13 protein-coding genes are annotated in these 14,969 nt (G+C 61.1%); 10 read left to right on the top strand and 3 right to left on the bottom strand.

Annotated elements, in window-relative coordinates; translation table 11 throughout:
- Positions 1-43: 43 nt before the first annotated feature.
- Positions 44-946, bottom strand: coding sequence for a DMT family transporter (locus tag QEP12_RS07015; RefSeq protein WP_174862311.1), 903 nt, complete (start codon positions 944-946; stop codon positions 44-46).
- Positions 947-1,247: 301 nt separating this feature from the next.
- On the opposite strand from QEP12_RS07015, the gene QEP12_RS07010 reads away from it, so the two are divergent.
- From QEP12_RS07010 to QEP12_RS06995, 4 genes are read left to right on the top strand one after another with little or no spacing between them, the layout of a single operon-like run.
- A complete protein-coding gene (locus QEP12_RS07010; RefSeq protein WP_174862312.1) occupies positions 1,248-2,177 on the top strand; it encodes a siderophore ABC transporter substrate-binding protein in 930 nt (309 codons plus the stop codon).
- Positions 2,161-3,162, top strand: a complete 1,002-nt coding sequence (locus tag QEP12_RS07005; protein ID WP_284213794.1) for an ABC transporter permease — start codon at positions 2,161-2,163, stop codon at positions 3,160-3,162. The genes QEP12_RS07010 and QEP12_RS07005 overlap by 17 nt, the downstream gene beginning before the upstream one ends.
- 3 nt (positions 3,163-3,165) lie before the next feature.
- Positions 3,166-4,176 carry an iron chelate uptake ABC transporter family permease subunit gene (locus tag QEP12_RS07000; RefSeq protein ID WP_431308070.1) on the top strand — a complete coding sequence of 337 codons (1,011 nt, stop codon included), beginning with the start codon at positions 3,166-3,168 and terminating at the stop codon, positions 4,174-4,176.
- Positions 4,173-4,931, top strand: a complete 759-nt coding sequence (locus QEP12_RS06995) for an iron ABC transporter ATP-binding protein (protein ID WP_174862313.1) — start codon at positions 4,173-4,175, stop codon at positions 4,929-4,931. The genes QEP12_RS07000 and QEP12_RS06995 overlap by 4 nt, the downstream gene beginning before the upstream one ends.
- Before the next feature lie 145 nt (positions 4,932-5,076).
- Here QEP12_RS06995 and queA read toward each other — a convergent pair whose 3' ends face one another.
- Positions 5,077-6,165, bottom strand: a complete 1,089-nt coding sequence (gene queA / locus QEP12_RS06990; protein ID WP_284213793.1) for a tRNA preQ1(34) S-adenosylmethionine ribosyltransferase-isomerase QueA — start codon at positions 6,163-6,165, stop codon at positions 5,077-5,079.
- Positions 6,166-6,400: 235 nt separating this feature from the next.
- Here queA and QEP12_RS06985 point away from each other — a divergent pair, with 235 nt between their 5' ends.
- The gene (locus QEP12_RS06985) at positions 6,401-7,549 is read left to right on the top strand and encodes a GGDEF domain-containing protein (protein ID WP_284213791.1); all 1,149 of its coding nucleotides are present in this window, start codon (positions 6,401-6,403) and stop codon (positions 7,547-7,549) included.
- Positions 7,550-7,735: 186 nt separating this feature from the next.
- Here the strand turns inward: QEP12_RS06985 and QEP12_RS06980 are convergent, their stop codons facing one another.
- A complete protein-coding gene (locus QEP12_RS06980; protein WP_174862315.1) occupies positions 7,736-8,932 on the bottom strand; it encodes a cyclic di-GMP phosphodiesterase in 1,197 nt (398 codons plus the stop codon).
- Between the two features lie 96 nt (positions 8,933-9,028).
- Here QEP12_RS06980 and recG point away from each other — a divergent pair, with 96 nt between their 5' ends.
- The 5 genes from recG (at position 9,029) to ygiD (ending at position 14,909) form a co-directional block, all read left to right on the top strand.
- Positions 9,029-11,152 (top strand): ATP-dependent DNA helicase RecG, encoded by a 2,124-nt coding sequence (gene recG / locus QEP12_RS06975; protein WP_284213790.1) that lies wholly within the window; start codon positions 9,029-9,031, stop codon positions 11,150-11,152.
- Between the two features lie 112 nt (positions 11,153-11,264).
- Positions 11,265-12,227, top strand: coding sequence for a LysR substrate-binding domain-containing protein (locus tag QEP12_RS06970; RefSeq protein ID WP_219163042.1), 963 nt, complete (start codon positions 11,265-11,267; stop codon positions 12,225-12,227).
- A gap of 154 nt (positions 12,228-12,381) precedes the next feature.
- On the top strand, positions 12,382-12,909 hold the full coding sequence (locus tag QEP12_RS06965; RefSeq protein WP_174862318.1) for a Dps family protein: 528 nt from the start codon (positions 12,382-12,384) through the stop codon (positions 12,907-12,909).
- Positions 12,910-13,013: 104 nt separating this feature from the next.
- Positions 13,014-13,910 (top strand): 4-hydroxybenzoate octaprenyltransferase, encoded by an 897-nt coding sequence (gene ubiA, locus QEP12_RS06960; RefSeq protein WP_284213789.1) that lies wholly within the window; start codon positions 13,014-13,016, stop codon positions 13,908-13,910.
- A 123-nt stretch (positions 13,911-14,033) separates the two neighbouring features.
- Complete coding sequence (gene ygiD / locus QEP12_RS06955) at positions 14,034-14,909, top strand: 4,5-DOPA-extradiol-dioxygenase (protein WP_174862323.1); 876 nt, start codon at positions 14,034-14,036, stop codon at positions 14,907-14,909.
- Positions 14,910-14,969: the final 60 nt, after the last annotated feature.

Raw genomic sequence — 14,969 nt, 5'->3', positions numbered from 1 at the left:
AAAAGTTGGTTGGAATCTATCATTGATCTGGCGAGAAGACTATTTACTTGCCGCGCACGCTCAACCCAATGCTGACCATGCCACACGCAAAAATCACGGCAATGCCGGTCAGCGACAGTTTGTCGGGCACTTGTCCAAAAAACAGCCAGCCCATCAGCATCGCAAAACCAATCTGGCTGTACAGAAACGGCGATACCACCGAGGGTGTGGCATGGGTGTAGGCCTGTAGCAGCAACAGGTGTCCCACGCCGCTGCATGCGCCCATCAGGGCCACGGCCAGCCACATCTGCGTGTGGGGCACACTTTGCCAGACCCAGGGAACCAGCGGGGCGCTGGCCAGAACGGGTAGCCAGGTGGTGTACAGCTGCGTGGTGGTGGGTGGGTCCAGGCGGGCCAAGCGACTGCCCAGCAACTGGTAGGTGGTGCCGCACAGCAGGACGCCCACGGGCGCCAGGGCCATCCAGCCCAGGGGCATGCCGTCTCGCTCAGGGCGCACAATGGTGATGACAGCAAACAGCCCGATGACTAGCAGTGTCCAGCGTGCCGCGCTCACTTTTTCGCCAAACAGCAGGGCGGATGCGACGACGATGAGCAGCGGCCCTGCAGACCAGATGGCCGTGAAGTTGGCCAGCGGCATGCTCTGGATGCAATAGAAGGCAAAGACGGTGGTGAGCACGCCGCTCAGGGCCCGGCCAATCTGAAACTTGGGGTGTTCGGTACGCAAGGCGCGCAGGCCGTGGCGTGGCAGCACCAGTGCGGTGGTGACCAGGGCCTGGGCCACAAAACGCAGCCAGACCACCATCAGCATGGGCAAAAACTGCCCGGCAAATTTGGTGCCGCTGTCCAGCAGGGCAAAGAGTGCGCAGGCGCCGATGGTCAGTGCAATGCCAGTGAGCGCGGCGCGCGCGGGAGAGGTTTGGGGCACAACCCCGGTGGCGCTGGACATGCGGTCCACCCACTTTCTGCAACCAACACATGCCGCTGCACTGGCGGCTCAGTCGAAGCGGCAAGGGGTTGGTGCCCCGCGGTGTCCGGCACCCGCTTGCACCATGCAAGGCGTGCGCGATGGATTGTAGGCAGTGGCACGGTCGCTTGCCGGAGCAAAACGACAAGTCTGTCTTCGGAGTTGGCGCAACGGAACATGACCATGCGGCAAGTATTGAGAATGATTCTCATACAATGCAGCCATCTTTTGACATTGTGCTGGGCCGAACCTCTGACTGCAGAGGCGGCCAAGGAAAGGGAATATGACTGCTGTATGGACGCGCCGCCAAACATGGGGCGCACTGGTGCTTGCTGTGACACTGCCTTTTGCGGCGGCCCAGGCGGCCAGCACGATCAAGGTGCAGGACAACACGGGCGATGTGCAAGTGCCCCTGCAGCCGAAGACGGTGCTGGTGTATGACCTGGGTGCGCTGGACATCATCCAGTCGATTGGCGGTGATGTGCAGGGTGTGCCCAACCAAGCCATTCCCGCATCGCTGGCCAAGTACCGCGATACCGCCAAGTACCCGCCAATTGGCAGCTTGTTTGAGCCTGACTACGAGAAGGTCAAGGTCATGAAGCCCGACCTCATCATTGCAGGCAACCGCACCCTGCCCAAAATTGAAGAACTCAAGAAGTTCGCCCCGGTGTTGGATGTGACCGTCGACAACCAAAACCAGATGGCCCATGTATACCGCAACATTCGTAGCATCGCGGCCATCTATGGCGTACCTGACAAGGGGGAGCAGCAGATCCAGTCGATTGATGCAGCCATTGCCGGGGTGAAGGCCAAGGCAGCGGGCAAAGGTGGCGCGCTGTTCCTGATGACCAATGGCGGCAAGCTGAGCGTCTACGGCCAGGGCTCGCGTTTTGACATGCTGTATTCGGTATTTGGTGTGCCAGCCACCAAGAACAAGATTGCAGTGTCCAAGCACGGGCAGGCCGTGTCCTTCGAATACCTGCTCAAGGCCAATCCTGACTGGCTGCTGGTGCTGGACCGCGATGCCGCCATCGGCAAAGAAGGCGATGCGGCCAAGAGGTTGCTGGACAACAAGCTGGTGCACGCCACCAAGGCCTGGCGCAACCAGCAGGTGGTGTATTTGAATGCCGCCAACTGGTACACGCTGTCCAACTCCGGGCCCACCGCGCTCAAGGAGAACTTGAAGCAGTTGTCCGATGCCTTCTCCCAGTAATCGCACGCCCGCCGGGCGCACTGCGCTGGCGTGGACAGGGGCCCTGGTGGCCCTTTTTGCATTGGCGCTGTGGAGTCTGTCGGTGGGTGTGAGCGATGTGGCGTGGAACACCTGGTGGAGCGACAGCGATGACGCCATGGTGGCCCAGGTGCTGATGTATTCCCGCGTGCCACGCACCCTGGCGCTGATGCTGGCGGGCAGTGCCATGGCGGTGGCAGGCTTGCTCATGCAAATGCTGGCACGCAACCATTTTGTCGAGCCGTCCACCATGGGGACGGTGGAGTCGGCCACGCTGGGCATGCTGGTGTGCATGTTGTTCGCCCCCGATTTGCCCGTGTTTGCCAAGATGGGTATCTCGGCCACCACCGCCATGGCGGGCACGGCGCTGTTCATGGCGGTGCTCTCGCGCATCCGTTTGCGCTCTGCCTGGATTGTGCCGCTGGTTGGCTTGATTTTGGCGGGCGTGATCGAGGCCGCTACCACCTTCTTTGCCTACCAGTACGACATGATCCAGTCGCTGCGCGCGTTCTCTAACGGAGATTTTTCTGTGATTGTGGAAGGTCGGTATGAAATGCTCTGGCTGTCGCTGGGCGTGACGGCGCTGGCCATGCTGGCCGCTGACCGCTTTACGGTCGCAGGCTTGGGTGAAACGTTCGCCACCAACCTGGGCTTGAATTACCAGCGCTTGGTGCTGCAAGGGTTGGTGGTGGTGTCGGTGGTGACAGCCTGCATTGTGGTGACGGTGGGTGCCATCCCCTTTGTGGGCTTGATTGTGCCGAATGTGGTGCGCCTGGTGCTGGGCGACAACGTCCGGCGCAGCGTGCTATGGGTGGCTGCAGCCGGGGCTGCCATGACGCTGCTGTGCGATCTGCTGGGGCGCCTGATCATTGCGCCCTACGAAATTCCCGTGGGTACGGTGATGGGCGTGGTGGGCAGCGCCTTGTTCTTGGTAATTTTGCTGCGCCGCCGTGCGCGGCAGGGGTAAGTGATGGCGCAAGACAATGCTTTGCCCATGCTGTCTGCACAGCCAGTGCAGACGTGCGCATGGTGGTCACGCAGCAGCACGCGCCTGGGGGTGCTGGTGGTGCTGGCCGTCTTGTCCGTGGTGGCGTTCATGACGGTGGGTGTGCAGGCCGACTGGACCTTTGTGCTGCAGCACCGGGGCACCAAGGTGCTGACCATGGTGATGGTGGCCTGTGCGCTGGGCATGTCGACCGTGGTGTTCCAGACGGTGACGCACAACACCATCCTCACGCCGGCGGTGATGGGGCTGGATGCGCTGTACCTGTTTTTGCAGGCGGTGCTGGTGTTGGTGCTGGGCTCGGTCGGGGTGGTGGGCTTGGGCGTGTACCCCAAGTTTGGGCTGGAGATTGTGCTCATGGTGGCGCTCAGCGTGGCGCTGATGCGCTGGCTGTTCACAGGCAACAGCCGCAGCCTGCACCTGATGCTGCTGGTGGGCATGGTCATGGGTATTTTGTTTCGCAGCATGACCAGCTTTGTCATGCGCATGATTGACCCCAATGAGTTCGCCACGCTGCAAGACCGCATGTTTGCCAACTTCAACACCATCCATAGCCAGCTGCTGTGGCCTGCGTTGCTGCTGCTGGCTGTTGGCGCTGCGTATTTCTGGCAACGCCGCCATGTGCTGGATGTGCTGGCGCTGGGGCGCGATGCGGCGGTGAATTTGGGCCTGAACTACCAGCGCCAGGTGTTGCGCCTGCTGGTGTTGATGTGCGCCATGGTGGCCGTCTCTACCGCGCTGGTGGGGCCGGTGACTTTTTTTGGGCTGCTGGTGGCGAATATGGCTTACCAGTGGATGGGTACGCGCCGCCACCAGTGGGTGCTGCCTGCGGCCGTGCTGTGGGGTTGTGTGCTGCTGCTGGCCGGGCAGGTGTTGCTGGAGCGGGTGCTGGGCTTTAACTCCGCCCTGTCGGTGGTGGTGGAATTTGTCGGCGGGTTGGTGTTCATCTACCTGCTGGTGCGCAAGGGTAAGCAATGATTGAGACACGCCAAGTGGTCAAGCGCCACGGTCGCCATACGGTGTTGCACGGGGTATCGGTGCAGATTCCGCAGGGGCAGTTCACGGCCATCATCGGCCCCAACGGCGCGGGCAAAAGCACGCTGCTGTCGATGGTCAGCCGTTTGGATGTAATCACCTCCGGCAGCGCCCTCGTGGCGGGTCAGGATGTGGCCAAAACAGCGAGTGATGCACTGGCCAAGGTCATGGCCATCTTGCGGCAGGACAACCAGTCTGCCCTGCGCCTGACGGTGCGTGATCTGGTGGGGTTTGGCCGCTTTCCGCACAGCCAAGGCCGCATGACGGCGCAGGATGTGCGCCATGTGGATGAGGCACTGGCGTTTCTACAACTGCAGGCACTGGCGGACCGTTATCTGGACGAGCTCTCGGGGGGCCAGCGCCAGCGTGCCTACATTGCCATGGTGCTGTGCCAGGACACGCCCTACATCCTGCTGGATGAGCCGCTCAACAACCTCGATATGGCGCATGCCGTGCGCATGATGCAGCTGCTGCGCCGCATGGTGGACGAGCGCGGCAAAACCGTGGTGGTGGTGCTGCACGACATCAACTTTGCCAGTTGCTACGCCGACCACATCATCGCCATGAAAGAGGGGCGTGTGGCCCACGAAGGCCCGCCCGCCCAGGTGGTGCAGGACGAGGTGCTCAGTGGCCTGTACGAGATTGACGTGAGCGTGCACGAGGTCAGGGGCCAGCGCTTGTGCCACTACTTTGCGTGACGTTGGATGGATGCATGCTTTTTGAAAAAATGAGCGCCTAGCGCTCATGTAAAAAGGACTTCAAGGTGAAAACACTTTGAAGTCCTTGATTGTTAAGCGCTGGAGGCTATGTTTTTTAGCAGGCCTGCATGGAGGCCAGCATTGCTTAGCGGCGGCGCTCCAGCAGCATGGAGTCGCCATAGCTGAAGAAGCGGTACCCGTGGGCAATGGCGTGCTGGTACACATCCATGATGTGCTTGTAGCCCGCAAACGCACTCACTAGCATCATCAGCGTGCTCTTGGGCAGGTGGAAGTTGGTGATCAGGCAGTCCACCACGCGGAACTCAAAACCGGGGGTGATGAAGATGTTGGTGTCGCCCGAAATCTGGCCGGTGCGCGCCCAGGACTCCAGCGTGCGTACGCTGGTGGTGCCCACGGCAATGATGCGACCGCGACGCTGGCGGCAGCGCTCCAGCGCGGCCAGGGTTTCGAGGGGAATGTTGTACCACTCGCTGTGCATCTGGTGCTCGGCCAGGTTCTCGGTCTTCACCGGCTGGAAGGTGCCCGCGCCCACGTGCAGCGTCACGGCGGCGGTCTCCACACCTTTGTCTTTCAGCGCGGCCAGCACCTTGTCGTCAAAGTGCAGCGCAGCCGTGGGTGCGGCCACTGCACCGGGGTGGCTGGCAAACACGGTCTGGTAGCGTTCGGTGTCTTCGGCTTCGTCGGGGTCTACCTCGGCGTTCTGGTTGCGCTCGATGTAGGGCGGCAGCGGCAGGTGGCCAAACTGGTCCATCAGCTCCCAAGGCGTTGCACCGTTGGCACCGTGCAGCGCAAAGCGAAACAGCGGGCCATTCTCATCAGGCCAGCGGCCCAGCAAGGTGGCATCAAAACCACCCTTACCCAAACCGCCGTGCAGGTGCACCTTGGCACCGGGCAGCGGTTTTTTGCTGACCTTCATGTGGGCCACGACTTCGTTGTCTTGCAGCACACGCTCAATCAGCAACTCCAGCTTGCCGCCGCTGGCTTTCTCGCCAAACACCCGGGCCTTGACCACCTTGGTGTCGTTGAACACCAGCAGGTCGCCTTCATGCAGCAGATCGGGCAAGTCTTTGAAGATGCGGTCGACCAACTCCGGCGCCCGCGCATCCAGCAGGCGGGAGGCGCTGCGTTCGGCAGCCGGGTGTTGGGCAATCAGGTGCTCGGGGAGCACAAAGTCAAAATCACTGAGGGTATGAGCGCGGGGGCTGAGAGACATGCGTGTTCTTGAGGGCCTGACAAGCCCGTTCCAAGGTAAAACCAAAGGCAAGGATTCTCGCAAATCTGTGGCTGTGGTTGCAGCAAGTCGCAGCGAATGTCCCTGCTGGTACTGGGTAACCCTAGTGTCTGTGCCGACAACCTTTGATGCGCATCACGACCGGGTGCAATCGGCGTTCTTACACTTGATTACATACCACGGCCTGTCGTTTTTTTATTTATCCAAGGCATTGAGCATGGACACCGCATTTGTATGGGATCAGCATTTCGTCACGGACCTGGATTCCGTGGATGAGCAGCACCATGCGCTGGTGGACTTGTTCAATGAACTCAGCCGGGGCCTGTTCTCCAAGCGCAGCGATCGTGAAGTGGTGCTGGCCGATACCTATGCCCGCTTGCTGGCCTACACCGAGCATCACTTCCAGGAAGAAGAAGCGTTGATGCAGACATTCGGCGTGGATCCCCGCCATGTGGAAAGCCATCGCTGCATGCACCAGCAGTTTGTGGAGCAGGTCATCATGCTGTGGGCGCAGCGCACCACCATGTCCGACCCCGCCACCACCTTGGTGGGCTTTTTGACTTCTTGGCTGGGGCTGCATATTTTGGGTATTGATCAGTCCATGGCGCGGCAAATCAAATCCATCCAGGACGGGATGCTGCCCGCAGATGCCTACGACAAAGAGCGTGGCAACCACGACAACGGCACGCAGGCCTTGCTGAAGATGATTGGCAAGCTGTATACGGCGCTGACATCACAAAACGCCCAACTGGCGCTGGCCAACCAAACGCTGGAAGCGCGCGTGGCGCGCCGCACCAAAGAGCTGGAAGCAGCCAACACGCGCCTGAAAGCGCTGTCCAATACCGATGCTTTGCTGGGGATTGCCAACCGCGCGCACTTCAATGAGCGGCTGGAGCAAACCTGCGCCATGGCGCGGCGCAGTGGCCGACCGGTGGGCATGGTGCTGATTGATGTGGATTACTTCAAGCGCTACAACGACCGCTATGGGCACCTACAAGGTGATGCCTGCTTGCAGGCCGTGGCCAAGGCCATTCAAAGCGGCGCCCACCGCGAGACCGATCTGGTGGCGCGCTATGGCGGGGAAGAGTTTGCCGTGATTTTGCCGGACACCACCATGGAAGGCGCGATGGCCGTCGCACAGCGCATGGTCGATGCGGTGCAAGCGCTGGGGCTGGAGCATGAGAGCTCGCCCATCGCGAAGGTAGTAACCATCAGCGCGGGGGTGTTTAGCCAGGTGCCCACGGGTGCCGGCGCCAAATTGCTGGTGCGTGAGGCCGACGAGGCCCTGTACCGCGCCAAAAGTGCCGGGCGCAACTGCGCCATGCAGGCAGAAACGGCCGCCGCTGGCGAAGCCTATGCGCCCTGAGCAGTGCTGGTAGGGCTATCGGTGGGGCGTTGCCCAGGCTGGTGAGTGCTTGCGCAGGCAGGCGGTTCGCGCTGCGCTCCATCTGCAACGCTGCAATCCCCCATGCCTGACATGATGGGCTTGTGCTGATGACGTGGGCGTGTGCACAGCCGCCGTATGCGCATGCCCGCAAGGCGATGGAGGGCGTTAGGCCGCGCTGGCTGCGGCTTTTTGCCACAGGGCTTCCAGATTGGTGAAAGGCCATTGTGTGGGGTCTTCGCTTGCCACGATGCGTTCCTGGGGCAGTTTGTTCAGGTCCAGCAGCTTGGCAGGCTGCAGCATGCGCTGCGCGGTGATGTCATAAAACGCCACCACATGCGGGGTGGAGATGCTGTTTTCCGCAGGCGCGCAGACCACCCCCAGCAAGCCCGAGTGCAGGCGCACCAGACTGCCGATGGGATACAGGCCAATGGTTTTGACGAAGGTTTCGAAAATGTGCGCATCCAGGTGGGCGGGGCACCACTGCGCCATACGCTGCAGGGCCACACCTGGCGACCACCCTTGTTTGTACGGGCGGTTGGAGGTGATGGCGTCGTACACATCGCAAATGGCTGCCATGCGGGTAATGGGGCGCAGGTCTGGCGCGGACAGCCCATGGGGATAGCCTTTGCCGTCCATGCGCTCATGGTGGTGCAGGCAGGCTTCCAGCACCTCTTCGTCTTCCACCACGCCCTGCAGCATGACGTAGCCTTTGACCGGGTGCTGCTGCATGTGCTTGAACTCTTCGTCGGTCAAGGCACCAGGTTTGTTCAGAATTTCCAGGCGGGAATGTGACTTGCCCATGTCATGCAGCAGCCCGGCCATGCCGGCTTGCCGCACTTGCGCGGCATCCATGCCCATCTTGCGGGCCAGCGCCACCATCAGGCCGCACACGGCCACGCTGTGCATATAGGTGTAGTTGTCGGCGGTTTTCAGCCGGGCCACGCTGATGAGGGCATTCGGGTGGCGCTCCACCGAGTTGCATACGGCGCTGACCAGTGTGTCTGCTGTATTCAGGTCCACGGCCTGACCCATGCGTGCTTCGCTGAACATGTGCAGCACGGCGTCGCGCGCCTCCTCGCACAGGGCGGCGGCACGCTGCAACTCCTGCCCCAGCGTTGCCGGGGTGGTGTCGTATGTGAAGGCTGCAGGGGGCGTGCTGGCAGTGCTGCTGTCGGGCACATCTAGCCCACGGCTGGTGTCAATCCACACCTCTTGCACGGCCCCGGCGCGCAGCTTGTTCAGAATTACCGGTTTGTCGACGATAAACGAGGTGCGCCAGAAATCATGCGACAGCCATGATCCACACAGGTCGTGGACATACATACCGATCTGCAGATGCTCTATAGGAATTTTTTTCAGCATAAATGCGCGCTTGACAGGGAAAGCAACGTTTAGAAACGTCTTGGCGCATGTTAGCCTTTTCGCCGCCGACAGGTGTTTTGCAACCCTCAAAGATTCATGCCGTCCTCAACCTCTCCCTCTGCCAAAAAGGCTGCGCCCAGTCCCGCTCAGCAAACCATGCACAAGCTGGGGCTGGTGCGGGACATCGACTTGGTGCTGCATTTGCCGCTGCGCTATGAGGACGAAACCAAGATCACCTTGCTGCGCAATGCCCGCGATGGCGACACGGTGCAAATCGAAGCCACGGTGACGCAGTGTGAGGTGCAGTTGCGCCCACGCCGCATGCTGAAGGTGACCGTGGACGATGGCACAGGCACCTGCGTGCTGACGTTTTTCAGCTTTTACCCATCGCAGCAAAAGACCATGGCGGTGGGGACACAGCTGCGCATTCGTGGCGAAATCAAAGGCGGCTTTTGGGGGCGGCAGATGATGCACCCGGCCTTCAAAGTGGCTGGGGGAGAGCTGCCCCAGGCCTTGACGCCGGTCTACCCCACAGCGGCAGGGTTGCCGCAGCCGTACTTGCGCCGTGCCATTGCCAGCGCCATGCAGCGTGTGCAGTTGCCGGAAACCTTGCCACCAGATACCCCTCCGCCGGTGATGAACTATTGGGGTGAAAATGGGCTCCAGCCCTTGATGGGATTGCGCCAGGCGCTCGCTTTCTTGCACCACCCAACACCCGATGTGGCTTTGGCGACCCTGGAAGACCATTCCCACCCCGCGTGGCAGCGGCTTAAGGCTGAGGAGCTGCTGGCACAGCAGTTGTCGCAATACCAGGCCCGGCAAGAGCGCGCGGCATTGCGGGCCCCCGTGTTGCAAGTGCCTGTGGCAGAGGCGGGGCATTCGACACTGGTGGAGCAGTTTTTGCAGCAACTGCCGTTTGGATTGACGGGCGCGCAGCAGCGTGTGTGCCGTGAAATTGCCCAGGACATGGCACGCCCCATGCCCATGCACCGCTTGCTGCAAGGCGATGTGGGCTCGGGCAAAACCGTGGTGGCAGCCATGTCGGCCATGGTGTGCATTGCCTCGGGCTGGCAGTGTGCCTTGATGGCGCCCACCGAAATTCTGGCGGAGCAGCATTTCGCCAAACTGGTGGGCTGGCTGGAGCCGCTGCTGGAGCCTTTGGGCAAAAAAGTGGCCTGGCTGTCGGGGGCACAAAAAAAGAAAGAGCGTGCTGCCATGCTGGAGCTGGTGGCCAGTGGTGAAGCTGCCTTGGTGGTGGGCACGCACGCCGTTATCCAGGAGCAGGTGCGATTTCACAACCTGGCGCTGGCCGTGATTGATGAGCAGCACCGTTTTGGTGTGGCGCAGCGCCTGGCCTTGCGCCAGAAGCTGGCGCACCAGGGGCTGGAGCCGCATTTGCTGATGATGAGTGCCACGCCCATTCCCCGCACGCTGGCGATGAGCTATTACGCCGACCTGGATATCTCGGTGATCGACGAGCTACCGCCGGGCCGCACGCCCATCGTCACCAAGGTGATCTCCGACAGCCGCAAAGACGAAGTCATTGCCCGCATCGGTGCGCAGGTGGCCGCCGGTCGGCAGGTGTATTGGGTGTGTCCGCTGATCGAAGAGAGCGAGACGCTGGACTTGTCGAATGCCACGGCCACGCACACCGATCTGAGCGAGGCACTGCCCGGCGTGACAGTGGGCCTGCTGCACTCACGCATGCCACAGGCTGAGAAAAAGGCCGTGATGGAACTGTTCACGGCCGGCATCATGGGCGTGCTGGTGTCAACCACGGTGATTGAGGTGGGTGTGGATGTGCCCAATGCTTCACTCATGGTGATTGAGCACGCCGAGCGCTTTGGCCTGAGCCAGTTGCACCAGCTGCGTGGGCGGGTAGGGCGTGGGGCTGCTGCATCTGCCTGCGTGTTGCTGTATTCCGTCAACGACAACGGGCGCTTGTCCGATACCGGCAAGGAGCGCCTGCGCGCCATGGCTGAGACCAACGATGGCTTTGAAATCGCGCGGCGTGACCTGGAAATCCGTGGCCCCGGAGAGTTTTTGGGAGCGCGTCAATCGGGCGACGCTTTGCTGCGGTTTGCGGATTTGGACAAAGACATTGCTCTGCTGGAATGGGCCAAAGCGCTGGCGCCCCACATGCTCCAGCGCTATCCCCATTTGGCGCAGCAGCACATCCAGCGCTGGCTGGGGACCAAAGCAGAGTTCCTCAAGGCGTAGGACAAGCGCGGAAATGACCCATGCCCCAGCATGTGCATGCAGCGGATTCGGTACATTCGATTACACCCATGCAAAATAGCTGGTTGTTCACCGGTAGACATATTCAACATCCATGACGCTCACTGAACTGAAATACATTGTCGCCGTCGCGCGCGAAAAGCACTTTGGGCGTGCCGCAGAGGCTTGTTATGTCTCGCAACCCACGCTGTCGGTGGCTATCAAGAAGCTGGAAGAGGAACTGGACGTCAAGATTTTTGAGCGCAGTGCCGGGGAGGTGTCGGTGACGCCTTTGGGCGAATCCATTGTGCGTCAGGCGCAAAGCGTGCTGGAGCAGGCCGCGGAAATCAAAGAAATTGCCAAGCGTGGCAAGGACCCGTTGTCCGGCGTGCTGACCTTGGGTGTGATCTACACCATTGGCCCCTATTTGCTGCCGGAACTGGTGCGCCACTCCATCAAGATGACGCCCCAAATGCCGCTGATGCTGCAAGAGAACTTCACGGTCAAATTGCTCGAAATGCTGCGCACCGGTGAAATTGACTGCGCCATCCTGGCTGAGCCATTCCCCGATACGGGATTGGCGATGGCGCCGCTGTACGACGAGCCCTTCATGGCAGCGGTGCCCAACACCCACCCTTTGGCGCAGCAGGAGTCGGTGACAACCACCGAGCTGAAAAACGAAACCATGCTGCTGCTGGGCGCAGGGCATTGCTTCCGCGACCATGTGCTGGAAGTCTGTCCCGAGTTCGCCCGTTACGCGAGCAACGCCGAAGGCATTCGCCGCACATTTGAAGGCTCATCGCTGGAAACCATCAAACACATGGTGGCTGCGGGCATGGGCGTGACGTTGGTGCCGCGCCTGTCGGTGCCTGCGGATGCATTGACCACCCAGCGCCGCCGCACCTCGGATGACCCGCACATCCGTTATTTGCCAATTCGCAGCGAAGATGGCGTACCCACACCCAGCCGCCGGGTAGTGCTGGCCTGGCGTCGCAGTTTTACGCGTTATGAAGCGATTGCTGCATTGCGCAACGCCGTCTATGCCTGCGAGTTGACTGGGGTGCAGTTGCTCACCTGATTCAGCACCTTGGGTTGCTCAGCCCCTGAAACCATCGCGGCGGCCGACTGCAGTTTGAACGCAGGGTCATGCGCTACATTAGTTATTACGGCGTAACCATGTGATGCGCCAACTTGTTTGGCTGCATCGGTTTGTATGACTGAGGAGAAGTACTATGGCGAAAGAAGCGAAAAAGCAAACGGTCAAAATTGCACCCGCAGCAGCGGCCATGCCCATCAAAATTGGCATCAGCGCCAAAGACCGAGAGCTGATTGCGGAAGGTCTGTCGCGTCTGCTGGCAGACACGTACACACTCTATCTGACCACGCACAACTTCCACTGGAACGTGACCGGCCCCATGTTCAACACGCTGCACACCATGTTCATGGGGCAGTACACCGAACTGTGGAACGCCGTCGATCCTGTGGCCGAGCGTATTCGCTCGCTGGGCCACTTTGCGCCCGGCTCGTACGGTCAGTTCGGCAAGCTGACCAGCCTGCCCGATGTGCCCGCAACGCCGCCCAAGGCCAACGAGATGATCCGCATCTTGGTCGAAGGTAACGAAGCCGTGGCGCGCACGGCGCGTGAGCTGTTCCCGCTGGCCGACAAGGCCAACGACCAGCCTACGGCCGACCTGTTGACCCAGCGCCTGACCGTGCACGAGCAAAACGCCTGGATGCTGCGCTCCCTGCTGGAAGAATAAGCAGCCCGACTGTCCCGCGCGCTCTGAAGGCGCGGGCAGCTTCAGCCACCCACCACAACGCCCGCCGCCAGCGGGCGTTGTGCATTTCGCGCGACAATTTGCCCATGACCACTTCGACCACCCATTCCGCAGCCAGCGCTGCACTTCGCTCCAAGCTCGCGCTCTACCTGGACCTCATCCGCTGGAATCGTCCTGCTGGCTGGCTGGTGTTGGTGTGGCCAACCCTGGCGGCGCTGTGGGTGGCGGCTGAAGGTTTTCCGGGCTGGCATTTGCTGCTGGTGTTTGTGTCGGGCACGGTGCTGATGCGCAGTGCGGGCTGCACCATCAACGACATTGCAGACCGTGACTTTGACAAACATGTCAAGCGCACCACGCAGCGGCCCATCACCAGCGGGCAAATCAGCGTGAAAGAAGCTGCACTGGTGGGGCTGGTGCTGACCTTGGTGGCGTTTGCGCTGGTGCTGACCACGCGCTGGGAGGCTGTGGCCTGGTCGGTGCCTGCGGTGATGTTCACCATCCTCTATCCGTTTACCAAGCGGTTTTTTGCCATGCCGCAGGCCTTTTTGGGCATTGCATTTAACTTTGGCATCGTGATTGCTTTTGCCGCAGTGACGGGCGATGTCGGGGTTACGGCGTGGGTGCTGTGGCTGGCCAATATGTTCTTGGTACTGGCTTATGACACCGAATACGCGATGGTGGACCGCGATGACGATTTAAAAATTGGCATGAAAACTTCCGCCATCACGCTGGGCCGTTTTGATGTGCTGGGCATCATGGCCTTTTTTGTGCTGTGTCTGGGGCTGACCATTTTGGCTGTCTTGCCCTATGGCCTGGGCTGGCCTTTCTGGCTGGGCATGGCCCTGGCGACGGCGCAGGTGGTGTGGCACTTCACGCTGATCAAGGCGCGTACCCGCGAAGGCTGCTTTGTTGCCTTCAGCAAAAGTCACTACATTGGTATGACGATTTTTGCCGGAATTGCCCTGGGTTTTGCCCTGCGCTGAGGCGCTGCAGCAAAGGTACCTGAGCGCAGTGGCGCAGTTTTTTAGGGACGCAGGACGATGCAACGCAGACATTGGCTGGGCGCAGCGGCAGGGGCCACAGCGTTGGCGGCCACAGGAGCCAGCATGACCATCAGTCAGACATGGGATAGCGCGGCCGCGCAAGCGGGTATTACGGAGCTCAGGCCTTCGAGCCGCATGCCGGTGCTGTTTGTGGGGCATGGCAGCCCCATGAATGCGATAGAGGACAACGCTTACCGCCAAAGCTGGCAGCAGTTGGGCCAGAAGTTGCTGACCCAGGTGGAGCGCCCGCAACTGGTGTTGTGTATTTCTGCGCACTGGATCACGCAAGGCAAGGGCGCATGGCTGACCGGCATGGCGCAGCCCAGAACCATCCATGACTTTGGCGGTTTTCCGCATGCGCTGTTTGACCAGCAATACCCCGCACCGGGCGCGCCCGTCGTGGCCCGGCAGCTGGCAGCCGAGCTGCACCACCCGCATAACCAGCAGCCGCTGGGGGTGGACACCGACGAGTGGGGGCTGGACCACGGCACTTGGAGCGTGCTCAAGCCCATGTTTCCCGATGCCAGCATCCCCGTGGTGCAACTGAGCATCGACTACAGCCGCCCGCCTGCCGAACACTTTGCGCTGGGGCAGCAGCTGCACACGCTGCGCGAGCGTGGCGTGCTGATTGTGGGCAGTGGCAACGTGGTGCATAACCTGCGCGCCTTGCAGCGCACCCAGTCACCGTTGCAGGCGTATGACTGGGCCATCGAGTTTGACCAGATGGTGGCGGAGCATGTGGACCAGGGGAACTTGGCGGGGCTGAGCGACTTTCAGCAGATGGGGGCGGTGGCGCAAATGGCCCATCCCACGTACGACCATTATTTGCCGCTGCTGTATGCCGCAGGCGCGGTGGGCAAAGAAGAGCGTGCACAGCATTTCAACGCTGACTTTCAGATGGCAGCCATTTCGATGCGTTCGATGCTCTGGGGCGCTTGAGCCCATTCCCCGCAGGCCTGTACCAAGGTGCCGGCCACGGTCATGAAAAAGCCCTGCAGC

Origin of the sequence: Comamonas jiangduensis (assembly GCF_030162955.1) — a bacterium.
Classification (GTDB): Bacteria; Pseudomonadota; Gammaproteobacteria; order Burkholderiales; family Burkholderiaceae_C; genus Comamonas; species Comamonas jiangduensis.
Note: the sequence above shows the minus strand (reverse complement) of the source record. Positions and strands in the feature narration are given on the sequence as shown.